This window comes from Pseudomonas sp. GW822-FHT05A08 (genome assembly GCF_058800485.1).
In genome coordinates this window covers 1,013,185-1,034,836 of sequence record NZ_CM179511.1, presented here as the reverse complement: position 1 = coordinate 1,034,836, position 21,652 = coordinate 1,013,185, and the positions used below count along the sequence as shown (strand labels likewise).

Sequence of the window (21,652 nt, the reverse complement as noted above, 5' to 3'; positions counted from 1 at the left end):
CTCTTCATGTCCAATGATTCCCAGCCCCTGTTCAAAGGCCTGATCCGCCCCCTGATGTCGAGCGGTGTACCTGCCGGGGGCGACGCCCCGCTGCGTACGCACGACCCGAACGGGTACTCCCTGGAAAACCGCAACTTCAATCAACGCAGTGGGCTATCGCAATGAGTCAGAACCTGAGCCAGACCTTCCTCGCGATCACCCGCAACGGCACCGACCTGGAATGGCTGCAAGGCGCCCTGGCGCCACTCGGGCAGGTGGTCAGCGCTGGCAGCGGCAGCCTCGACGAATTGCTGGCGCTGGTGGATGTGACATTCGCCAGCCTGGTCTTCGTCGGTCTCGATCGCGAGCATGTGGTCACCCAGTCGGCGTTGATCGAGGGCGCGCTGGAGGCCAAGCCGATGCTGGCCATCGTCGCCCTGGGCGACGGCATGGACAACCAACTGGTACTCAACGCCATGCGCGCCGGGGCCCGCGACTTCGTGGCCTACGGCTCGCGCTCCAGCGAAGTGGCCGGCCTGGTACGGCGCCTGAGCAAACGCCTGCCCCAGGTCACGCCGAGCACCCAGCTCGGCGGCCTGACCGTGCTCTACGGCACCCAGAGTGATGCCGATGGCGCCCTGCTCGCCAGCCATCTGGCGCTGGTGGTGCAGAAGAGCGGCCAGCAGACGCTGTTGCTCGACCTCGGCCTGCCGCGCGGCGACAGCCTGGCGCTGCTGGGACTGGAAAGCTCGTTCCACTTCGGCGATGCCTTGCGCCATCTGCGGCGCCTGGATGCGACCCTGATCGACAGTGCCTTCACCAGCACCGAAGCCGGGCTGCGGATCCTGGCCTATGCCGGCCATGACGAGCCGCTGGAACGCACCAGCGCCGCCGAGTTGTATATGCTGCTCAGCGCCCTGCGCCAGCACTTCCAGCACATCGTGGTGAACCTCACCGGACAACCGGACAGCGAAGCCCTGCGCACTTTCGTCGGCCATTGCGACAAGTTGCTCTGGTACACCGACCAGAGCGTGCTCGACTGCCGCCGCAACCTGGCGGTGCTCAATATCTGGCGTGAAAAAGGCATGAAGCTGGAACACGCCCGCCTGCTGGTCGACCGCTACCTGCGCGGGGTCGCTCCGGATGCGGAAACCCTGGGCAAGACCTTTGCCCTGGAAGTGATCGCGGTCCTGGCCTATAGCCCCGAGGTACGCCTCAACGCGAAAAACCAGGGCGTCACGCTGTTCGAGCTGGCCCCCCGCGAAGGCCTGACCCAAGCCCTGAAGACCCTCGGCGAGCGCCTGGCCAGACGCTCCCAAGGGCTGCCCACGGCGAAGCCCGGCTGGTTCGAGCGCCTCAGGGGAAGTCGATGAGCAGAGAAAAACTTTTCGGCGCCCAGTCCCACAGCCCGGTCGGCAACACCGATCACGAGGGCCTGAAACTGGTGCTGCATCGCTACGTCATCGACGCCATCGAAGAGTCGGGGAAAAACCTGCTGGAAGGTTCGCGCCAGGCTCTGGCGCATTTCATTACCGACAAGGTGGCCGAGTACATCTCGCGCCTGCACCTGGCGATCTCCCGCTATGAAATGGAGCGCCTGGCCGAAGAACTGGTGGACGAGCTCACCGGTTTCGGCCCACTGGAAGTCTTGCTGTGCGATCCGGCGGTGACCGAGATCCTGGTCAACGGCCCGCACCGGGTGTTCGTCGAGCGCGATGGCGTGCTGCACCAGAGCGACCTGCGTTTCATCGACGCGCACCATGTGGAGCGGGTCATGCAACGCATCCTCGCGCCCCTGGGCCGACGCCTCGACGAGTCCTCGCCCATGGTCGATGCACGGATGCCCGACGGCAGCCGGGTCAACGCGATCATCCCGCCGATCGCCCTCGACGGCCCTTGCCTGTCGATCCGCAAATTCCGCAAGGACATGCTCAAGAGCAGCGACCTGATGGCCATGCAGACCATCGACCAGGCGATCTTCGAATTCGTCCAGGAGGCCGTGGGCAAGCGTTGCAACATCCTGATCAGCGGCGGCACCGGCACCGGCAAGACCACCCTGCTGAATATCCTCAGCCAGTTGATCAACCCTCACGAACGATTGGTGACCATCGAGGACGTGGCCGAACTGCAACTGGGCCATCCCCATGTGGTGCGCCTGGAAACCCGTCCGCCGAACGCCGAAGGCCATGGCGAGGTCAAGGCCAGCGACCTGATCCGCAACGCCCTGCGCATGCGCCCGGACCGGATCATCCTCGGCGAGATCCGTGGCGTCGAAGTGCTCGATGTACTGACGGCGATGAACACCGGCCACGACGGTTCCATGAGCACCGTGCACGCCAACAATGCCCAGGATGCCCTGCTGCGCCTGGAAACCCTGGTGGGCCTGACCGGGCGCCAGGTGGCCGAACGCACCCTGCGGCAGATGATCTGCGCGGCCCTGGACGTGGTGATTCAACTGACGCGCCTGCCCGATGGCCGGCGCTGCGTCAGCGAAGTGGTGGAAGTGGTCGGCGTACGCGAAAACATCTACGTCACCAACACCCTGTTCCGTCTGAACCGACGTAGCGGTTTCGGCTTTCTGCGCGAAGCGGCCAACCCCGCTGGCGACAAGCTGCGACGCGACGCCGACCTGCCCGTCAACTGAGCCAGGGAGCGCCACCGCATGTTAGGTCCCGTGCTGCTTGCCCTCCTGTGCCTGACCCTGCTGGGGCTGTCGGGCTGGATGTTCTACAGCGGCCTGCGCCAGGCCCGCACCGCCCGGGTGCTCGACCGCCTGGCCCAGGGGCAACCGCAACCGAGCGTGGAAAAGACCTCGTGGAACCGGCTCGAAAGGGCCTTTCTGCGCGCGGGCCTCGGTCGTCCCACCGAACGCCTGGGGCTATGGCTGATGGTCTGGGCCCTGGGTTGCATGCTCGGGTATGGGCTGGGCAAGGGGCCGGGGCTGCTCGCCCTGCTCGTCGCACCGCCTGTGCTGCTGCGCCTGTGCATCAGTTGGCTGTACCGACGGCGCCTCAAGCGCATGATCGAGCAGCTACCGCCATTGCTCGACCATGCCGTGCGCAGCCTCAAGTCGGGACGCACCCTGGCCGATGCGGTGCTGGGCGGCATCGAGGCCGCCGACAATCCGTTGCAGCACGCCATGGGCCGGGTCCAGCGCAACGTGCAGCTGGGGGTCAACCTGCCGGATGCGGTGGCGGACTTCGCCGAACTGTACGAGCGCGATGAACTGCGCCTGTTCGCCCTGGGGCTCAAGGTCAACCACCGCTATGGCGGCAATGCCAGCGAGCTGCTGGAAAACCTGATCAAGCTGATCCGCGAACGCGACCAGGCCGCCCGGCAACTGCGCGCGATGACCGGCGAAACCCGTATCACGGCGATGGTCCTCGCGGCCCTGCCGGTGTCATTGGCCGGCTATTTCCTGATAGCCAACCCGACCTACCTGATGAGCATGTGGAACCAGAGCGGCGGCCGGATGATGCTGCTGGCCGCCTTCGGTTTGCAGGTCATCGGCTGCGCGCTGCTGTGGCGCATGCTGCGGAGTGTTTGACATGACGGCCTTGCTGATCAGTGCACTGCTGTTTCTCGCGGCCATGCTGCTGGTGCTGGGCAGCTTGCTGGAACAGCGTCGGCGAACGCGTCAGGTGACCGAACGTCTGCAGGGGCACCTGGCGCGCGACAACACACTCGGCAACTGGCTGCACGTGCTGGGCGACAGCAAGGTCGGCCAGCACGCGGTCAGGCTCGACAATGAAACCCAGTTGCTGCTCAACCGCCTGGGCTGGCGCAGCGCGCGGCAACGCTCGCTGTTCGCCGCCTGCCAGATCGGCGCACCGATTCTCGCCCTGGGCCTGACCCTGGTGATCCAGGCAGTGTTTTTCCCGGCGGCGAAAAACCACTGGGTCGCCCCGCTGTTCGCCCTGAGCCTCGGTTACCTGTTGCCCAAGCGTCTGTTGGCCATGGCCGCCAGCAGGCGGCAGAAACAACTGGCGGTCGATATCTCCACCTTCATTCCCCTGGTGCGCATCCTGTTCGAGTCAGGCATGGCGGTGGAACAGGCCCTGCGGGTGTTGAGCAAGGACGCGCAGAAATTGCTGCCGGCCCTGACCCAGGAATTGCGCATGGTGCTGGCCCGGGTGGATTCCGGCCTGGAACTGGGGGACGAACTGAACAAGTCCGCGCGGCTGCTGGCCGTCGATGAGTTCACCGACACCTGCGTGATCCTGCAACAGCTGATTTACCAGGGCGGCGGGGCAATGAAGTCGTTGCAGTCGCTCAAGCTGCTGCTCGATGACCGGCGCCTGACGCGCCTGCAGGAATACATCTCGAAGATGTCGGCGAAAATGTCCGTCGTGATGATGCTGTTTCTCTTTCCGGCGTTACTGATCGTCCTGGCCGGCCCTGGCGTCAGCGCCATTGCCCGGGCTTTCGCCCACCAATAGATGGATGCAGCGGCCTGCATGCGCAGCACACCCTCGCGACCGTCGGGGGGTGCTGCACATGGGGAGTAATCAGTGGGCGGTCACGCGCTGGCGCAACCCCGAGTTGCTCGGTGCCAGCGCCAATGCCAGTTGGGTACGGTTGTGCATATGGGTCAGGCGCAGCACCTGGGACACGTAGAGCTTCACGGTGTTTTCCGTGATCCCCAGTTCACAGGCGATCTGGTAGTTGGTCTGCCCCTTGCCTACCAGGCGGGCCACATCCAGTTGCCGGGGCGACAGCTGATTGAAGATCGCCGGGATTTCGATCTGCTCCGCCTCGCCGCCGCCCTGGTCCGACGCCTGCGTCGTCGGTGGCGCGAGTGGCGCGCGACGTACTTTGTCCAGATCCTGGTAAAGATCGTCAATGGATTCGGAAAGGAACTGCAGCTTCTGGTTCAGGTGCCCCAGCTGCAGGTTTTTCTGCCGCTCCTGCAACGTTTCCTCCTGGCGTTGCAGACCGGCCAGCAGCTCATCGAGGTCGATCGGTTTCTGGTAGTAATCGGCGATGCCGGCGCGCAAGGCCTTGATCACATCCTGCTTGTCGGCCTGGCCGGTGAGCATGATGGCCTCGAAGACCCGATGCTTGCCGGCGATACGCTGCAGCTCCTGCACCAACTGGATGCCATCGAGATCGGGCATGTGCAGGTCGCACAGTACCAGGCCGATTTCGGCATCTTCATTGAACTGCTGGATCGCCTGGCGGCTGGACTCACAAGGGACGCAGCGATAACCGCTGCCTTCAAGAAACTCGCAAAGCTCTTCGACTATCAACGGCTGGTCGTCGACCACGAGTACTTTGATGCGGGATACAAGCTTGTTCACGCGCAACTCCATGCCTGGCAAGCCCAAGACGAATGTTCCTGCCCTGCCGCGTCCACTTCGGGCAGGTACAGAATAAACGTAGACTACTTTCCGACTATGTACATAGAGATAGGCGGCACGACTAGCGTGCCCACAGCAGGGTCAGGGCCATGCCGACCAGGACGAAAGGGGCAAAGGCGTACTTTTGCCCCTGCCGCGGATCGAGGTATCGCAAGGACCTTGCCAGCGGTTGGTCGGCCGCGGGCAACAGCCTGGGCGCGAGCAACCACCACAGGCCGCTGGCCAACGCGGCACCGATGAAGGTACCCAGCAGGTGCGGGGGGTCGGACGCCAGCCCCAGGGCCGCCAGGAGCTTCACGTCGCCGCCGCCCATCCGGCCCAGCACATAGCCCGGCACGGTCAGCAGCAACGCCAGCAACAGCGCCTTGCCCCCCTGCACCGCGTCGGCGCCCAGCCAGGTGTTGCCGGCCCACAGCAAGTACCCCAGCGCCAGCAGCGCGCCCCCCAGGGTCAAGCCGTTGGCGAGATGACGCTGGCGGATATCCTGCACCGCGCACAGCCCCAGCCAAGCCAATAGAATCCAATGCTGCATCGGTTAAAAAACATCCCTTCTGGCTGAATGATTCTATGCTGACATGACCTACTAGCAGTCAGGGTAGACGCCGCCGTGAAAGTCGACCTGCCAGAAAAACAAAAAGGTGCCGTGGCCATCGAGTTCGCCATGGTCTTCATCATTTTTTTCGCCGTGTTTTATGCCCTGGTCAGCTACAGCGTGCCGCTTCTGATGGTGCAGTCCTTCAATAAGGCCACTGCCGAAGCGGTGCGGCGCAGCGTCGCCCTGGACCCCGCCACGCCCGGCTATGACGCCGCCCTGATAGCACGCGCGAAGAACACCTTGCGCGAGCAACTGACCTGGATTCCGCAGGCCTTCAACTTCAATGCCAACAACGCCAGCGATGCCACCGTGACTTACGCGGGTGGCCTGCTCACGGTCCGTGTCCACTACTCCACCGATAAGCTCAGACAGGTCATCCCCTTCCTGGTGCTGCCGGGCCTGGGCAGCGTGCCCGTACTGCCCGCGAACCTCAGCGCCCAGTCGAGTCTGCAATTTTGAGCTCGGGCGACAAACTCCTCGGGCGCTTTCTCGGCCGGACGACGCCCCAGGCGCTTCCTCCCGCGCCGCCCCTGGCCACGCCCGGGGTCGGCCTGCTAGTGCACCTGGACCACAACGCCCAGGTGCTGCAAATGACCGGCCCGCTGCGCCACGCCCTGGCCCAGCCGCCGGCCGCCGAAGGGCCGGCGCCGCTGCTGGACTACCTGCTGGCGCACAGCGCGCTGAGTGTCGAAGGCAGCCCTGGCGACTGGCAGGGGCACATGCTCGACCTGGACTTCCATGGCGCCGGCGGGCAAACCCTGCACCTGCGCGGCTGGGTGCAACCGTCCACCCAAGGCTGGCTCCTGCACCTGCTGGACATCGGCGACCTGTTGCTGGAACGCCAGCAGGCGCAGCAACGCCAGGACTGCCAGCAGTTCGCCGCGCAGATCAGCGAACAGCTGCGCCTGTGCAGCCTCTTTCGCCTGCCCGAGGTGCTGCATGAGCAACTTCATGCCCTGGCCCGGCACTGGCATGTCCCCTGCCTCGCCCTGGCGCTGCTCGACGACCTGGAACAGGGCTGGTACATCCATGGCCTGTATCAGGCCGCCGATGCACCGCAGCTGTGGCACAAGGGCCAGGTCCTGGGCACCGGGCTGGACAGCCTGAACGGCAATGCCCCGCAGTCGCTGATCTTCACTCAAGGCCTTGGAGAGCATCCGCGCCTGCAACGTGCGTTCGGCAGCAGCGAGGGCTTTGTCGTGCCCTTTCGCGACGATCACGGTGTCGCGGCCTGGCTGCTCTGCGGCTTCTACCCGGTACGCCAGCAGGCACCGCAGTTGAGCGAACGGGACTGGCTGCAATTGAGTGCCGCCCTGGCCGGGCCCTTGCTCGGACGCCTACGCGAACAACAGCACCATCACCAGCTGGAGCGCCTGGAGGCCTTGCAAGGTTTGCTCGGCACCGGTTGGTGGGAGTTGTTCGCGCAGGACAACGAGATCCAGCTGGCGCCGCAGCTGGCCCTCAACCTGCTGCTGGAACCCCAGACCCGGCGCTTGTCGCTGCAGGCCTGGCTGGCCCTGATCCACCCCGCCGATCGCCAGGAACTGAGCAGCCGCCTGCAAGAGTTGCGACAGGGCAAACCGCTGCTGCTCTGCGTACGGTTGCAGCGGGCCGACCCGCAGTTGCCGGCCATCTGGTACCGCCTGCAGGGGCAAGCCCTGGGCATTGGCCAGAACCAGCGCTTCGTCGGTTTCATGCTGGACATCAGCGACATCAAGAATCAGGAGCAGCAGGCGGCCGCGGCCCACGCCCGGCTGGACAACCTGATCGCCCATTCGCCAGCAGTGATCTATGTCCAGCGCTATGTCGAGGGTGCGCTGCAGCCGACGTTTTTCAGCGACAGCCTGCAGCCGTTGCTCGGCTGGACCCTGGACGACTGCAACGACGGCGCCCTGGCGGAACGGGTGCATGCCGACGACCGCGACCGCTACTTCGAGCGCAACCGGCAACTGCTGCGCGAAGGCGCGGTGCGCAGCCGCTATCGCCTGCTCGACAGCCGTGGCGAATACCACTGGGTGCTCGACGAGGCCAGGCTGCTGCGCGACGACCTGGGCATGCCGGTCGAAGCCGTCGGCCTGTGGCTGGACGTCACCGACGCCACCCTGGCCGCCGAGCAGATACGACTCAGCGAGGAGCGTTACCGGATCCTGGTGGAAGACTCCCCGGCGATGATCTGCCGCTACCTGCCCGACCTGACCCTGACCTTCGGCAACCGGCCCCTGGCGACCTACCTGGAATGCCCGCCCGAACAACTGGCCGGAGCCAACCTCGGTGACTGGCTGTCCGCCGAACAACACGCCGCCTTCGTGCAACGCATCCGCCAGCTGACCCCGGAATTTCCGGTCAGCACCGCGGAAATCAACCTGCAACTGCCGGGGCGCGAACATGCCTGGTGGGTCTGGTCCGACCGCGGGGTGTTCGACGAGCAAGGACGCCTGCGGGAGATCCAGGCCGTCGGCCGCGACAACACCGAAGTCCGCCGCTCCCAACTGCAGCTCATGCAAAGCGCGAAGATGGCCACCCTGGGCGAAATGGCCACCGGGCTGGCCCATGAAATCAACCAGCCGCTGAATGTGATGCGCATGGCCATCGTCAACGTGCTCAAGCGCCTGAACAACGGCGACGTGCAACTCGACTACCTGCAGGACAAGCTCAAGCGCATCGATGCCCAGGTCCAGCGGGCCGGCCGGGTGGTGGACCATATGCGGGTGTTTGGCCGCAGCTCGGAGATCGAGCAACAACCTTTCGATCCGGCCCAGGCGGTGGAAGGCTGCCTGTCGCTGCTGGCCGACGGCATGCGCGGCAAAGGCGTTGAATTGCGTGTCGCGCCAATCGACTTCAACGTGCAGGTGCGGGGCCATGTCGATCAGCTTGAGCAAGTCTTGATCAACCTGCTGGTCAATGCCCGGGATGCGCTGCTCGGCCGGCGCGAGCAGGATCCGGACTTGCGGCCCTGGATCGCCATACGCGCCGAACATGACGCGCAGCGGGTGCGGCTGCTGGTCGAAGACAATGCCGGCGGCATCGACCCGCGTCTGCTGGGGCGCATCTTCGAGCCGTTCTTTACCACCAAGCCGGTCGGCGTGGGCACCGGTCTGGGGCTTTCGGTGAGCTACGGCATAGTCGAGAACATGGGCGGGCGCCTGAGCGTGAGCAACACCGGCGAAGGCGCCTGTTTCTGCATCGAACTGCCGTTGGTACAGACCGATCAGATCACCAGATAGGCCCGGCCGGTTTGGCCGCAGGTGAGGTTGGCGCCCACCTCGACCTTGCCCAGATCGATGCCCAACACCGCCAGGACATTGTTCAGCAATGGGTCCAGCAACGGGCCGAGCAAGGCGCCGATAGCCGTGGCCAGCAGGCCGACTACGGTGTTCAACGCCGACAGCAAGGTATTGAGCACCACCCCGAGAAGGCTGCCGATGCTGGGCGGATGCGTAATCAGAGTGATGCCGGTCAACGACGCGCGCAGGCTGCTGACCACATTGGAGGCGGTCACGCTGTGCCAATCGTCGTCCGCCAGTTCCTGCTTCATTTTCGGCGGATTGACGAAGGTGAAATTCGGCTCGTGGGTGCCGGCGATCCACTCGCCAGCACCCGGCGCGTCGATCATCAACTCGCTACCGCCCCCGGCAAAAGGGACGCGCGTCCCGCAAGGGCCAAGCAGCCCCTGGCAGGTCCTCGCGCCGATATCCACCAGCGGCAACGGGCTCACGCTGACTTGAGCGGTCGAAGACGCCCAGTTGCTGGCGTCCACTCGACCGACCTTGAGCTTGACCGCGGAGGTGGTGGTGTCGACGGAAAGGCTGTTGTCGCTGTCGCTGACGCAGGTATAGCCGGTGACATGACTGTCGCCGGCCGCCACTTCGAGGCTGACATCCAGGTTCGCGCCGTTCGGCAGGATCAGCAGGTCAGTCTTTACACAGGAGCCACCGAGCACACAGCTGAGATTGGCACTGAGCACCGTATTGAGCGTGACCACCACCGGCGACAGCAGGGTATTCACCGCCTGCAGCACACTGTTGATCAGCGAGAGATCCACCGTCAGCAACGCCCGCACCTGAGCGGTACGTACATAGATGCGATTGGGTCCCAGCGGGTCGACGGCGGCCAGTTCCGGGTTGCCGATGGCGAACTCGGGAGGTGAAACGATCTTGACCCGGGTGGTGACGCCCGCCAGCCCCAACACACTCACCGGCAGCTCGACGGCCGCGGCGCTCTGGCTGCTGGCCAGTTGCAGGAACGCCTCGACCAGGCTCAGCAATTGGACGTTGGCATCCAGCCCGGCGTCCGCGGTGCCGGTCTGCAACTTCAACAGGTCACCCAGTTTCACCGGAGCCGTATTGATGGCTGCGGCCTTGATGCTGCCCAGGGCCGTCAGGACCTCGGCGGTGGCGCCGTTCTTCTGGGCCACGCTGATGCTGGTCTGGAGCAGCTGGGTAATGTCGGTGTCAACGTCGAGCAGTTCGCTGTAGTTTCCGGCGCTCACATTCAGGTCGACGGCCAACTGCTTCAGGTAACCGAGCAGGCTGATGTCGGTATCGACCAGGCCCTGCCAACCGAGCAGGCTGACATTGATCGCGCTACCCGCGAGGCCGCTGAGGGCGCCGTTCAACAGATTGAGGTCGACCAGCGTGCTGCGAATCGTCAATTGCGCCAGCGGTGGCTTGGGTTGAGCCGCTACCGCCGTGGCAGCCAACGAGGTCGTGGTGCTGACGGGATTGTCGGAAAACAGATTGGTTACGCCGAGGGCGATGCTGGTGGGCACCGCTTCACTGACCACCACTCGGATGGCGCTGGCCTGGCTGGCGTTGGGGCTGAAGGTGCGCAGGTTGTCGGCACCGGTCTGCAGTGAGCCACAGGTGGCTGTCAGCGGTCTGTCGTCTCCCACCGCAAAGCCGTTGCGCGCCGCGCTTTCTCTTGCAAATACCGCCGCGCTGCCCCCTGCCAGGCAATTGCCGCCCCGCGCCACCGCCTCCAATGCAGCGTTATCGGCCACCCGCTGCAACTCACGCTGATCCAGGTACAGGCGCCCGCTGTCGACCACCACCAGGGTGCACAACACCGCCGTGCTCAGCGCCAGCGCCCCTATCAGACCAATAGCGCCACGCTGCCGAGCCGGTCCGGAAAACTGCGTGCGGGAAAACATGGAGCACTCCTTTGCCGGCGCACCGCCGGGCGCAACCTCCGCTGGGTGAAAGGAGTGTAGTCAAGGCTGGAATACAACGCTGGCGACTTGCCAGCGCTGTGTTTGGGCAGGGTGCCGTGTGGGGCAAGGGCCCATGCAGCCCTCGCCCCGTGGTGGAATGCAGCAACTTACCTGGGCGGATAGTTCGCCAGGATCCGGCCGACGGTCTCCCTGATCGCCGTGCTGCGATCGGCGGGGTTCGGCGTGCTGCTGAGTATCTGCTCGTCGCTGCCGCGCCACACCAGCTTGCCGTCCTTGCCATCGAGCAGGTCGATCTGGATGGTGGCGACCTTGTAGGTGATGTTGCGGGTTTCGTTGTACATCGGCGCGCCCCAGTAGCCGTTCCACGGGCCACCCCAGCCGCCGCCGTAATTGGTGGTGACCTGTTGCTGGCGGTTCTCGACGATCAGGTAGGTCTGGACGTTGAGATCGGCCTTTTTGCCCGCCGCGGCTGGACGCAGGCCGCGCTGGTCGAGCTGATCGCTGACGGCCTGGCGGATGCGCTGCTCGGTGAGGTCGCTCTTGATCCGCGGATCGTCGGGGCGGTACTGCAGGGCGGGTTCCTTGAAGCTCCAGCTGCGATAGGCCGCGAAGTCGCGGCTGGCGTCGAAGTCATGGTTGACCTGGTTGGCGGCGCAGGCGCTGAGCAGCGCGGCCAGGGCCAGTAAAGCAAGAGGGCGGAACATGATGTTTCTCCAGAAGAGCAAATGCACCTGAAGGGATGTCGCTAGGGTCTGTACGAAAGTCGGCGAGCGAAGGTCAGGCAAGCCTGCTTTAACCCAGCCCAGCGTGCAGCTTCGTACGGAGCCTAACTAGGAGGATACGCCGCCATGGCCTTTTCCACAGCCTCGCGCAGCGCATCGGCGCGCTCGCTCAGGCTGCCCTGGCTCGAGGTTTCCGCGCTGGCGCTCCACACCGGCTGGCCACTGCTAGCGTCGAACAGGTTGACCCGTACCACCACGACTTCTACCTCGTAGGTACGCACCACCGGCACTGTGTTGTACATGCCGTAGCCGGGGCCGTAGCGGTTGTAGCCATATCCTCCGTAACCGTAGCCATAGTCGTCCTGCACCTGGCGCAGGCGCTTTTCCAGGTGCAGGTCGGCGCTGACCCACAGGTCCGCCGGACGGTTGTCGTGCAGCGGGCGCAGGCCGCGCTGGTCGAGAGCGTTGCTGACCGCCTCGACGACCTGCGCCGAATCGGCCCAGGCCGAGCCATTGGGCAGGCGCCCGTTGCGCCAGGCCCAACTGCGATAGCGCCCATAGTCGCGCTGGGGCGCGGGGTAGGCGCTGCGGTCGAAGGTCCCGGCCGCCTGTGGCGGCGCCGGCGGCAGTGGATTGGAACTGGCGACATAGGGGTTGGGGCTCTGGCAGGCCGCCAGCCCCAGGCACAGCACAAGCAAACCAGCGTGGCGTTTCATTTCGAGCTCCGCTCAGACCGGACGACAAATCCAGTGCAGGTAACGCCCAAGCCCGGCAAAGCTTGGGTGACGACGATGGGCCAATTCCATTTCCAACAGGTCCAGCAACTCGGCGCGGGCCTGGAATTCCACCGGCATGTAGTCATGGAAAACCCGTACCCCGCTCTGGGTTTCGACCCGCCACAAACCGTCGAGTTGCGCCGCCAGTTCCCGCGGATCGAGGGGCTGTTGCGGGGTCAGGCTCTGCTTCTCGCCGGCCATGTCGTTCTTGCGCATCTTGCGAAAGTGGCCCTTGAGCAGGTTGCGATAGATCAGCGCATCGCGGTTGTAGAACGCCAGCGACAGCCAGCCGTCCTGGGTGGTCAGTTGATGCAGTACCGGCAGGATCGCGTGGGGCTCGGCCAGCCATTCCAGCACCGCATGGCACAGCACCAGGTCATAGGGTTCGGTGAGCTGGCCCAGCAGGTCCTGCCAGGGCGCCTGGATAAAGGTCGCCTGTTGGCCGGCCTCGGCGAAGCGCTGGCGGGCACCCTCGAGCATCGGTTCGGCCGGTTCGGCCAGGGTCACCTGATGGCCACGCTGGGCCAGCCACAGCGACATATGCCCCAGCCCGGCGCCGATATCCAGCACCCGCAGCGGGCGGTCCGGCAAGGCTTCGGCCAGGTCGGCCTGGAGCACCGCCAGGCGGATCGCGCCCTTGGCGCCGCCGTAGATCTTTTCGGCGAAACGGGTCGCCAGCTGGTCGAAATGACGGTCGCTCATCAGCCGAACCGCCGTTCGCTGTCGGCCAGCTTGCTGCGCACCACCTGCTCCAGGTCCAGGCCCAGTTCGCTGCACAGCAGCAACAGGTACAGCACGATGTCACCGACTTCCTGGCCGGCATGGGCCAGCTTGTCGGCCGGCAGTTGCCGCGACTGGTCTTCGCTCAGCCACTGGAAGATCTCCACCAGCTCGGCCATCTCCACACTGGCGGCCATGGCGAGGTTCTTCGGGCTGTGAAATGGCCGCCAGTCATTGCGGTCGCGAATGGCGTGCAGGCGTTGGGTCAGTTCGTCTAGGTTCATCGGGGTCTCCTGAAGGCGTATAGCTTCGGGGGGATGGCGGATGAAGGCAAGGCCCGCACCGCCCCCTCAATCGATAACGCTGAACTCGACCCGCGCCGTCTGCCCGCCTTCGTCCAGCACGCTGAGTTGATATGGCCCCAACCGTTCGAAGCTGGCGTTGATACTGTCCTGGTTGGCACTCTCGCCCAGCGGCTCGCCATTGACGAACCACCAGCGCCGGCCACTGCCGCCCAGGGCCGATAGCTTGAGCCGCAGCAGTTCCTGGCTGGCCGCCGGGCGGCGCAAGCGATCGCCCTCGCGCACGCCGACGATGGACAACGGCGCCGCTGCCGCCAGGGCCGGCCCCGGGCACCCCGGGTCGTTGGCCGGCAGGCGCGCTTCACGCCGTTCGATGCGCGGCAGCCAGGGCTCCAGCGGCGCCGGCCACAGCGCGATATCCCGCGCCTGCGCCCCCGGGCACTTGGCGTCGACCCGCAGGCCCTTGGCATTGACCCAGACTTTTTCCAGCAGGCCGACGCCCAGGGGTTGATCCGCCGCCTGCAAGGTCGGCGGCGTGGTGCCGTCCAGGGTCCAGGCGAAACGCTGGCGGCGGCAGTTCGGATCGCTGCGGCTCATGGGCTGGCCCAGCGGCCAACAGATCGCCGCCACCCCGACATTCATCGGCACCGGCTGCACCGGCGCGCTGATACCGCGCTGGCTGTCGCGGTTGATCAGCACATCGTGCACTTGCAGCATCAACGGCGCTGCCGAAGCCAGGCCGAACTGGCCCGGCACCGGGGTGCCGTCCGGGCGGCCGATCCAGATGCCGATCAGGTAGCGCGGCCCGACGCCAATCGCCCAGGCGTCGCGAAAGCCATAACTGGTGCCGGTCTTCCAGGCCAGCACCGGGCGCTGTACCAGCTCGGCTCGCGGGTCGCGGTCCGGGCGCGCCTGGCCGCTGAGAATGCGCCGCACGATCCACGCCGAACCGGGTGACAGCAGCGGCCGCTCGCGCAACACATCGTCCGGTTGCAGGCGGAGGCTGGCGCTCTTGCCACCACGGGCGAAGGCGCTGTAGCCGCTGACCAGATCCTCCAGGCGGCTGCCGGCGCCGCCGAGAATCAGCGCCAGGTTCGGTTCCGCCAGCGCCGGCAGGGTCAGCGGCATGCCGCCGATGCGCATCTCGGCGGCAAAGCGTTTCGGCCCGTAGGCTTCCAGCAGTTGCACCGCCGGCAGGTTCAGCGAGGTGGCCAGGGCGGTGCTGGCCGACACCGCGCCGCTGAAGCCCATGGAGAAGTTGCCCGGCCGGTAGTCGCCATACCGCCGTGGCACGTCCTGCAGCAGCGATTCGGAATGGATCAGCCCGGCATCCAGCGCCATGCCATAGAGGAAGGGCTTGAGGGTCGAACCCGGCGAACGCATGGCGCTGATCATGTCCACATGGCCGAAGCGCCGGGCGTCGTTGATATCCACCGAGCCCAGGTAGGCGCGCACGGCCATGGTCTGCGCCTCGACCACCAGGATCGCCGCCGAGGTGTGTTCCGGCAGGCGCGCGCGCCAGCCCAAAAGCAGGTCTTCCAGGCGCCGTTGCAGGTTGGCGTCCAGGGTGGTGCGGATCAGCGGCGGGCTGTCCGGGCGATTCAGCCGGCGCGCCAGCAGGGGCGCCAGGCTCGGCTCCAGCCGCGGCGCCAGCAACAGGGGTTCCTGCAAGGCTTCGGCCACCGCCGATTGCGGCCAGACCTGGAACTGCGCCAGGCGCTGCAGCACCTTGTCCCGGGCCGCCTGTGCCCGCGTGGCATGCCGGTCCGGGCGCAGCCGGCTCGGCGCCTGGGGCAGTACCGCCAGCAGCGCCGCTTCGGCGTGGGTCAGGTGCTGCGGCGACTTGCCCAGGTAAGCCCAACTGGCCGCGGCCACCCCTTGCAAGGTGCCGCCGAACGGAGCGCGGTTGAGGTAGAGCGTGAGGATCTGCTGCTTGCTCAGGTGCCATTCCAGCTGCGCGGTGCGCCACAGCTGGCGCAGCTTGCCGTGCCAGGTTCGCGAGTGAGGATCGAGCAGGCGCGCCACCTGCATCGACAGGGTGCTGCCGCCGGACAACACCCGCCCGCCCGTGAGGTTCTGCCAGGCGGCACGCGCCAGCGCCATCGGGTTGACCCCGGGATGGCTGTAGAACCAGCGGTCTTCGTAGGTCAGCAGCGCGTCCAGGTAATAGGGCGAGACTTCGTCGGTGCGCACCGGATAGCGCCAGACGCCATTGGCATCGGCAAAGCGCCACAGTGGCGTGCCATCCTCGGCCAGCACCACCCGCGCCAGGTCATCCTTGGGCAGCGGCAGCGGCCAGATGCGGTCGGCCAGCCAAAGCCCGGCCCACAGCAGCAACAGGCCGCCCAGCACGGTCCGCAGGATGCGCCAGCCTCGGCGACCGCTTGGTTGCGGCGATGGCAAGCCGGGCGACTGTGCCTGGCCAAATATTCGCCACCAAAAACTGCGCAGGCGCGATGCAACTAATCGAAAAATCAAACCCGCGAACCTCTATGCTTGGAACGGAACTCGCCAGCGCGATTGATGGCCAAAGGCTCAGGTCTGGCAAGCACGCCAACTTTTTCATCAGGATGCACGCATGCAGGTAGAAAGCTTCTTTGAATGGCTCGGCCAGGCGCTGGGCTCGGTCATACGGTTTATCGTCGATGGCCTCAGCGGTCTGTTCAACGCCCTGACCAACGCCGGCGGCAACTTTATCGACGGCTTGTCGCGGGCGCTGGGCATGGACACCTCGATCATCAGCATCATCACCCTGATCGTCGGGCTGATGCTGCTGTACTCGGCGGTCCGCGCCTTCATGCGCGCCTCGATCGTCATGGGCATCATCTGGCTGCTGCTGGGGTTGTGGCTGCTGAGCTGGGTGGTGCACTGACCGATAGACGACCGCTGCGCGGTCGTATCGCGAGCAAGCTCGCTCCTACATGAGGAACGCGCTTGCCGCGATCACCCTTCTCAACGCGCCTTGATCACCATCTCCGGCAGGGTTTCACCCACGGCCTGCCAGTTCGGCCGGTACATCGACTCCACTTGCGGCGGCGGCACACGGTAAGTGCCGGGCGTGACTGCGCGTGCCAGGTACAGCAGGTGCGTGACGCTGTCGTAGCCGTCCAGGTTCAGCGCCGCCACGTAGCGGTCATCGCGGAACTCCTGGTGCTTGAGGCTGGCGTTCTGCATCGACTCGCGCCATTCCTTGACCTGGCTGCTGGCGTTTTCCAGGCTGGCGGCGCTCTGCGCCAGGTTCTGGTTTTCCAGTTCCAGGCCGGCCGGCAGCAGGTCCACCACCAGCGCATCCGGCACCCGCTGCTTGGCGCTGACCGCCAGGTGCACCAGCACCAGGTCGCCGCTGCCCAGGGCCCGCAGATTCAGTGGCTGGCCGTTCATCCCCAGGTATTCGCGCCGAATGCTCAGGTTCTCGCCACCGGCCAGCGGCGCCTGCTGTGGATAACCGGAAATGGTCAGTTGCTGGTACACCGGCTCGCTGCCCTGATTGCTGATCGACAACGGCGACGCCAGCAACGCGCCTTGCAGCTTCAGGCCGGGCTGGCTGTTGTTCAGCTCGCGGCTTTCGGCGCCACTGCTCAGTTGTGCGGTCCAGTTGGCTTCCGGCTTGCCCAGCAGGCCGCGACCGGCGAGGAACAGCGAGTTGCGCTCCTGGGTCGACAGGTACGGGCTGGCCGCCAGTTGGTCGGACAGCTCGAACAGCCGCTCCTCGCGCTTGCCCTTGGCCAGGTCGTGCTCTTCCAGCAGCGCCAGGATCAGCGCCTGATCCCGTAGCGGGCTGCCGTAGTCGGCCAGCCAGTCCTTGCTGTTGCGCGAAGCCGCCAGGCCCGCGGTCAAGGCCTGCTCGGCCCGTGGCTGGTCGCCCATTTTCTGCAAGGCGATGGCCAGCTGTACCAATGGCAGGCCGGAGCGCGCATCGGTACGCCGTTCGAACAGGCTGCGCAGCGCGCCCAGCGGTGCCTGCTGACTGCGCGCCAGCACCAACCCGGCGTAGGCCTGCACGGCAAAGCGCGTGTGCTCGGCATTTTCGCTGTAGTTGACCTCGATCAGGTTGCGCTCCTGCAGGTAACGCAGCAGGCGTTCGTTGGCCTTCTTCAGCGCCTCGGCCGGCACCGCGAAGCCCTGGTCGCGTGCCCGCAGCAGGAAGTCGGTGACATAGGCGGTCAGCCAGTATTCCTCTTCGCCGTCCGCGCCCCACAGGCCGAAGCTGCCGTTGTAGCGCTGCATGCCCAGCAGGCGTTCGATGCCCAGCTCGATCTTGCGCTTGCGCTCGGCATCCGGCTCGCCTTCCAGGCCCAGGCGTTTCAGGCTGACGGCATCGGCGTACAGCGCCGGGTAGAGGCCGCTGGTGGTCTGTTCCAGGCAGCCGTAGGGGTAGGCCTTGAGTGCGCGGATCTGCTCGCCGAGGTTCAGCGGCGGCCGGCTCGACAGGCTCAACAGTGCTTCACGCCCGGCCGGCTCGAATGCCGCCAGCTCGCCTTCCGGCAGGCTCCACGGCTGATCCTTGAGTACCACGCGGTAATGCCTGAGCAACGCCGGGTAAGCCGGTCGCACCCCCAGAGTCCATTCGCGGCTGAACGGCGGCAGGCTCTCGCCCGGAAGGTCCAGGCCATTGACCAGCACCTTGACCTTGCCCTGGCCGAAGCCGCCCAGCGCCCGCACCGGAATCCGCAACGTGGTGCGCTGGCCCTGGGTCAGTTGCACGCTCTGACGGGTTTCGTTGACCAGCGCCAGCTGGCCTTCGGCGCTCAGTTGCACATCGAGTTTCTGTGCCTTGCCCGACAGGTTGGACAGGTCCAGCGCCAGGGTGGTCTGGTCGCCGCCGGCGAGGAAACGCGGCGCCGACAGTTCGGCGATCAGCGGCGCGGCGATCACCGTCTTGCCTTCGGCCATGCCGTAGCGCTCGTCGGTCCAGGCCTGGGCCATCAGGCGCAGTTCGCCGTTGAAGTCTGGGATGTCGACGCTGACTTCGCCTTCACCCTGCTCGTTCAGGGTCACCGGCGCGCTTTGCAGGGCGACTATGGTGACGCTGGTGTCCGGACGCTTGCCGCCCTTGGCCAACGCCGCGTCGCCACCGAAGGCCAGGCTGGCCAAGCGGCCCTGGCCGGCTTCGATCAACTGGCCGTAGATATCCAGCTGGTCGGCGCCATAGGCCTTGCGCCCGAACAGGCTGGAGTACGGGTCCGGGGTCGGGTATTCGGTGATGTTGAGGATGCCCACGTCCACCGCCGCCAGCAGCACATGGGCCTGTTTCGGCACGCTGCCATCGGCGTTCCTGGCCTGGATCTTCACCTTGAGCGGCTGTTTGGGGCGCATTTTTTCCGGCGCCGTCAGGGTCAGGCCGAGCTTGCGCTGGGTGCGATCCAGGGGCAGGTGCAACACGCCCACCGCGCGTTTCGGGGTGATGTTGGCCTTGCGCTCGCCGGGACGGATCACCAGCGCACTGACGTACAGGTCGTGGCGCGCCCATTTCGGATCGAGCTTGATCGCATAGCTCTTGCCTTCGGCCGGTACGTCGATTTCCTGCCACCACAACGGACCGTCGCTGGACTCCACCAGCAGGTAGCCCTTGCCGGCGGCCGGCGGGGTCACCGTGACATTGGCGGTGTCGTCGTCGCCATACAGCGGTTTGTCCAGCACCAACTTGACCTGGTCGGGCCGCACCGCGCCGCCTTCGGCGTTGTCCTGGGAACGGTAGCCGGCCCAGAAACGCAGGCTGCTGACCAGCCCGGTCTGCGGGTCTTCGACCTCGACGCGATAAGGGCCCCACTCCACCGGGAAGCTGACCTTCGCGGTATCGCCGGCCTTGATACTCAGGACCTGTTCGTCCTGGGTGAGGAATTTCTCGTTGAAGTGATAACTCCAGCCGTCGCTTTCCGAGTAATTCCAGTAGTAGTCACGGCGCTCGCGCACCAGGCGCACCTTGAGGTTGTCCGCCGCCAGCTTCTGGCCTTCATTATTGGCCACCAGCAGTTCGAACTCGGCCGGGCCGTCGCCGTCGGTTTCCGCACCGTCGAACAGCGCGCGCAGCCCCGGCAACCTGTCCGCTGGCCATACCGGCAGCACCACCCGCCGGGTGATCGGACGACCGCCCGACTCCTGCAGGCTGCCCTGGACGATCAGTTGCAGCGGCGAACGGGCCTCGGCCCATTTGCTTTCCAGGGCGATCAGCTCTTCGCCGTTTTCATCCAGCGTCGACTCTTCTATCTCCAGGTCCTGGCTCAGCTCTTCTTCGGTGACCGAGCCGAACTGGTAGCCCGGCAAGGCCTTGACCGCCTCGCGCAGCGGTCGCACATAGATCTGGCCGCTCAGGCGATTGCCGGCGGCCGGGGCGCCATACAGGTAACGACCGTTGACGCTGATCTCGACGGTTTCGTCCGGTTTGAGCGGTGTGTCGCTGCCCTTGAGTTCCAGCGCCAGGCGCTCGGGCAGGAAGTCTTCCACGAGGAATTCATACAGCTGCGGCTTGCCGTCGCCGAGGTCGAACACCAACTGCCAGCGCCCGGTCGGCGCTTCGCCGGCCAGTTGCAGCTGGTACTGATAGAGCCCCGAGGCGTCGGCGTCCCAGACGAACTTGCGGCTGACCTGCTCATCCGGTCGGCGCACTTCGACGCTCACCGGCTGCGGCTTGACCGCATTGCCGTCCTTGTCCCGCAGCAGCGCGTTGAGCAGCACGGTTTCGCCCGGGCGATACAGGTCGCGGGGGCCGAACACGAAGAACTGCAACGGATGGGGCTGGGGGCCGCCGATATTGAATTCGGCCAGGTCCAGGGCGGCGCCGTTCAAGCGCAGCAGGCTGGTCTGCTCGCCCTGGTGGGCCAGCAGCACTTCGGCTTTCTTCGGCAGCGGCAACTCGGCATGGCCGCCCTTCTCGGTCTTACCCCGGCCGAGCACGCGGCCTTCGCCGTCCAGCAGTTCCAGGCTGACGCCGTCCAGCGCCTTGCCGCCTTCCAGGGCCTGGGTGAAGACATCCAGGCGGTTCTGGTAACGGTGCACCGACAGGCCGATGTCGCTGAGGGTGAACAGGGTCGCCGGTTGCGAATAATTGTAGGTGCCCGAGGCGCGCATCACCGCCAGGTACACGCCCGGCTGTTGCAGCGGCTTGAGCCCGGCGATCGGCAGCAGCAGGGTTTCCCGGGTATTGCGCGCCGGATTGAGGTCGAAGCGGCCGCCATACACCAGGTCGGCCATCGGCAGCAGTTCCCGGGACTCGTAACTGTGCAGGCTGTTATTACGCCCCCATTGGGCGAGGAACATCGGCAGCGATTCGGGCTTGATACGGAAGAACTCGACGTCGACCTTGTCGACGTTCAGCGCGATCACCGGCAGGCCTTCGGCGAGGCGGGTCGGCAACAGGGTGCCGCGGCTGGCGAACCCGACTGTGGCCTGCAGGTCGCGGGTTTCCAGGCGGCTGACGTATTCGGCGGCCAGGGTCGCGTCGTTCACCCCGCGCAGCCCGGTGTCGACGGTCAGCACCAGTTTGCGCTGCGGCTCGAGGTGGCGCAGGCGCAGCTCCATGAAGTTGTCCGACAGCTCCCAGGCACCGTCGACCTTGCCGCTCTTGCTGTCCACCAGATGCAGCTTGTCGGCGAACTTCTGCTGCGGCTCCAGGGGCACCGAGAAACTCACCGACAGGGTGCTGGCCCCGTCGAGTTGCACCTCGGACACGTCCACCACGTTCAACTCGCGACCGGCGTAGCGTTGCTTGAGCACAGCGACATCCTGCACGGGCCGGGCCTTGGCCGCGGGCACTGCCGCTGTCGGAGCCGAAGGGGTCGCCGCCTTGTCGGAGGTCGAGGAATCGCAAGCGCTCAGCAAGGCCAGCGCACAGGCCAGGAACAATCCTTTGTTAAACATGGGGCACTCATTGGCAGGAGTATCGAAGGGTTGAACTATATCTCACCGCCGTCCGGCTGGCTGTGGCGCAGCGCACATTGATCGACAGAGGGCCTGTCACCCGCAGCGTCTTTGTAGGATTCGGGCCGTGATCGGGATGGCATGGCCGGGCGGGCAAGCGGCTACAATGCC

General features: G+C 65.8%; 17 protein-coding genes. 8 read left to right on the top strand and 9 right to left on the bottom strand.

What is annotated here, in order from left to right; genetic code table 11:
* Nucleotides 1–6 precede the first annotated feature (6 nt).
* The 5 genes from AC3RCP_RS04635 to AC3RCP_RS04615 are packed head-to-tail and all read left to right on the top strand — an operon-like array spanning nt 7 to nt 4,418.
* Nucleotides 7–165 (top strand): hypothetical protein, encoded by a 159-nt coding sequence (locus AC3RCP_RS04635; protein ID WP_007928705.1) that lies wholly within the window; start codon nt 7–9, stop codon nt 163–165.
* A complete protein-coding gene (locus AC3RCP_RS04630; RefSeq protein ID WP_101336734.1) occupies nt 162–1,352 on the top strand; it encodes a CpaE/TadZ family protein in 1,191 nt (396 codons plus the stop codon). Before AC3RCP_RS04635 ends, AC3RCP_RS04630 begins: the two co-directional genes overlap by 4 nt.
* Nucleotides 1,349–2,623 (top strand): TadA family conjugal transfer-associated ATPase, encoded by a 1,275-nt coding sequence (locus AC3RCP_RS04625; RefSeq protein ID WP_492571445.1) that lies wholly within the window; start codon nt 1,349–1,351, stop codon nt 2,621–2,623. Before AC3RCP_RS04630 ends, AC3RCP_RS04625 begins: the two co-directional genes overlap by 4 nt.
* A gap of 18 nt (nt 2,624–2,641) precedes the next feature.
* Nucleotides 2,642–3,526, top strand: a complete 885-nt coding sequence (locus AC3RCP_RS04620; protein ID WP_492571444.1) for a type II secretion system F family protein — start codon at nt 2,642–2,644, stop codon at nt 3,524–3,526.
* Between the two features lies 1 nt (nt 3,527).
* Nucleotides 3,528–4,418, top strand: coding sequence for a type II secretion system F family protein (locus AC3RCP_RS04615; protein ID WP_101336731.1), 891 nt, complete (start codon nt 3,528–3,530; stop codon nt 4,416–4,418).
* 69 nt (nt 4,419–4,487) lie between these two features.
* Here the strand turns inward: AC3RCP_RS04615 and AC3RCP_RS04610 are convergent, their stop codons facing one another.
* Both AC3RCP_RS04610 and AC3RCP_RS04605 read right to left on the bottom strand, forming a co-directional pair.
* The gene (locus AC3RCP_RS04610) at nt 4,488–5,279 is read right to left on the bottom strand and encodes a response regulator transcription factor (protein ID WP_101339383.1); all 792 of its coding nucleotides are present in this window, start codon (nt 5,277–5,279) and stop codon (nt 4,488–4,490) included.
* A gap of 121 nt (nt 5,280–5,400) precedes the next feature.
* Nucleotides 5,401–5,871, bottom strand: coding sequence for a prepilin peptidase (locus AC3RCP_RS04605; RefSeq protein ID WP_492571443.1), 471 nt, complete (start codon nt 5,869–5,871; stop codon nt 5,401–5,403).
* A gap of 75 nt (nt 5,872–5,946) precedes the next feature.
* Between AC3RCP_RS04605 and AC3RCP_RS04600 the strand changes: the two genes are divergently transcribed.
* Both AC3RCP_RS04600 and AC3RCP_RS04595 read left to right on the top strand, forming a co-directional pair.
* Complete coding sequence (locus tag AC3RCP_RS04600) at nt 5,947–6,393, top strand: TadE/TadG family type IV pilus assembly protein (protein WP_492571442.1); 447 nt, start codon at nt 5,947–5,949, stop codon at nt 6,391–6,393.
* Entirely contained in the window at nt 6,390–9,158 is a 2,769-nt protein-coding gene (locus AC3RCP_RS04595; protein WP_492571441.1) for an ATP-binding protein, read from the top strand. The genes AC3RCP_RS04600 and AC3RCP_RS04595 overlap by 4 nt, the downstream gene beginning before the upstream one ends.
* Here the strand turns inward: AC3RCP_RS04595 and AC3RCP_RS04590 are convergent.
* The 6 genes from AC3RCP_RS04590 to pbpC form a co-directional block, all read right to left on the bottom strand.
* Nucleotides 9,143–11,083 carry a TadG family pilus assembly protein gene (locus AC3RCP_RS04590; RefSeq protein WP_492571440.1) on the bottom strand — a complete coding sequence of 647 codons (1,941 nt, stop codon included), beginning with the start codon at nt 11,081–11,083 and terminating at the stop codon, nt 9,143–9,145. The genes AC3RCP_RS04595 and AC3RCP_RS04590 overlap by 16 nt on opposite strands.
* Before the next feature lie 167 nt (nt 11,084–11,250).
* The gene (locus tag AC3RCP_RS04585) at nt 11,251–11,808 is read right to left on the bottom strand and encodes a DUF4136 domain-containing protein (RefSeq protein WP_007928685.1); all 558 of its coding nucleotides are present in this window, start codon (nt 11,806–11,808) and stop codon (nt 11,251–11,253) included.
* Nucleotides 11,809–11,930: 122 nt separating this feature from the next.
* Nucleotides 11,931–12,542: a DUF4136 domain-containing protein gene (locus tag AC3RCP_RS04580; protein ID WP_492571439.1), complete on the bottom strand. Its 612-nt coding sequence runs from the start codon at nt 12,540–12,542 to the stop codon at nt 11,931–11,933.
* A gap of 12 nt (nt 12,543–12,554) precedes the next feature.
* Nucleotides 12,555–13,304 carry a methyltransferase gene (locus AC3RCP_RS04575; RefSeq protein WP_007928683.1) on the bottom strand — a complete coding sequence of 250 codons (750 nt, stop codon included), beginning with the start codon at nt 13,302–13,304 and terminating at the stop codon, nt 12,555–12,557.
* Entirely contained in the window at nt 13,304–13,606 is a 303-nt protein-coding gene (locus AC3RCP_RS04570; RefSeq protein ID WP_007928682.1) for a MazG-like family protein, read from the bottom strand. Before AC3RCP_RS04570 ends, AC3RCP_RS04575 begins: the two co-directional genes overlap by 1 nt.
* A 66-nt stretch (nt 13,607–13,672) precedes the next feature.
* Nucleotides 13,673–15,985: a peptidoglycan glycosyltransferase PbpC gene (gene pbpC / locus AC3RCP_RS04565; RefSeq protein WP_492571469.1), complete on the bottom strand. Its 2,313-nt coding sequence runs from the start codon at nt 15,983–15,985 to the stop codon at nt 13,673–13,675.
* Nucleotides 15,986–16,202: 217 nt separating this feature from the next.
* On the opposite strand from pbpC, the gene AC3RCP_RS04560 reads away from it, so the two are divergent.
* Nucleotides 16,203–16,496, top strand: coding sequence for a hypothetical protein (locus tag AC3RCP_RS04560; protein ID WP_007921634.1), 294 nt, complete (start codon nt 16,203–16,205; stop codon nt 16,494–16,496).
* A gap of 80 nt (nt 16,497–16,576) precedes the next feature.
* Here the strand turns inward: AC3RCP_RS04560 and AC3RCP_RS04555 are convergent, their stop codons facing one another.
* Nucleotides 16,577–21,481 (bottom strand): alpha-2-macroglobulin family protein, encoded by a 4,905-nt coding sequence (locus AC3RCP_RS04555; RefSeq protein ID WP_492571438.1) that lies wholly within the window; start codon nt 21,479–21,481, stop codon nt 16,577–16,579.
* Between the last annotated feature and the right edge of the window lie 171 nt (nt 21,482–21,652).

Coding starts and splice junctions, on each gene's coding strand:
- AC3RCP_RS04555 (WP_492571438.1), bottom strand. CDS start 21,481: ATGTTTAACAAAGGATTGTTCCTGGCCTGTGCGCTGGCCTTGCTGAGC.
- AC3RCP_RS04570 (WP_007928682.1), bottom strand. CDS start 13,606: ATGAACCTAGACGAACTGACCCAACGCCTGCACGCCATTCGCGACCGC.
- AC3RCP_RS04615 (WP_101336731.1), top strand. CDS start 3,528: ATGACGGCCTTGCTGATCAGTGCACTGCTGTTTCTCGCGGCCATGCTG.
- AC3RCP_RS04590 (WP_492571440.1), bottom strand. CDS start 11,083: ATGTTTTCCCGCACGCAGTTTTCCGGACCGGCTCGGCAGCGTGGCGCT.
- AC3RCP_RS04585 (WP_007928685.1), bottom strand. CDS start 11,808: ATGTTCCGCCCTCTTGCTTTACTGGCCCTGGCCGCGCTGCTCAGCGCC.
- AC3RCP_RS04625 (WP_492571445.1), top strand. CDS start 1,349: ATGAGCAGAGAAAAACTTTTCGGCGCCCAGTCCCACAGCCCGGTCGGC.
- AC3RCP_RS04560 (WP_007921634.1), top strand. CDS start 16,203: ATGCAGGTAGAAAGCTTCTTTGAATGGCTCGGCCAGGCGCTGGGCTCG.
- AC3RCP_RS04620 (WP_492571444.1), top strand. CDS start 2,642: ATGTTAGGTCCCGTGCTGCTTGCCCTCCTGTGCCTGACCCTGCTGGGG.
- AC3RCP_RS04605 (WP_492571443.1), bottom strand. CDS start 5,871: ATGCAGCATTGGATTCTATTGGCTTGGCTGGGGCTGTGCGCGGTGCAG.
- AC3RCP_RS04580 (WP_492571439.1), bottom strand. CDS start 12,542: ATGAAACGCCACGCTGGTTTGCTTGTGCTGTGCCTGGGGCTGGCGGCC.
- AC3RCP_RS04575 (WP_007928683.1), bottom strand. CDS start 13,304: ATGAGCGACCGTCATTTCGACCAGCTGGCGACCCGTTTCGCCGAAAAG.
- AC3RCP_RS04635 (WP_007928705.1), top strand. CDS start 7: ATGTCCAATGATTCCCAGCCCCTGTTCAAAGGCCTGATCCGCCCCCTG.
- AC3RCP_RS04630 (WP_101336734.1), top strand. CDS start 162: ATGAGTCAGAACCTGAGCCAGACCTTCCTCGCGATCACCCGCAACGGC.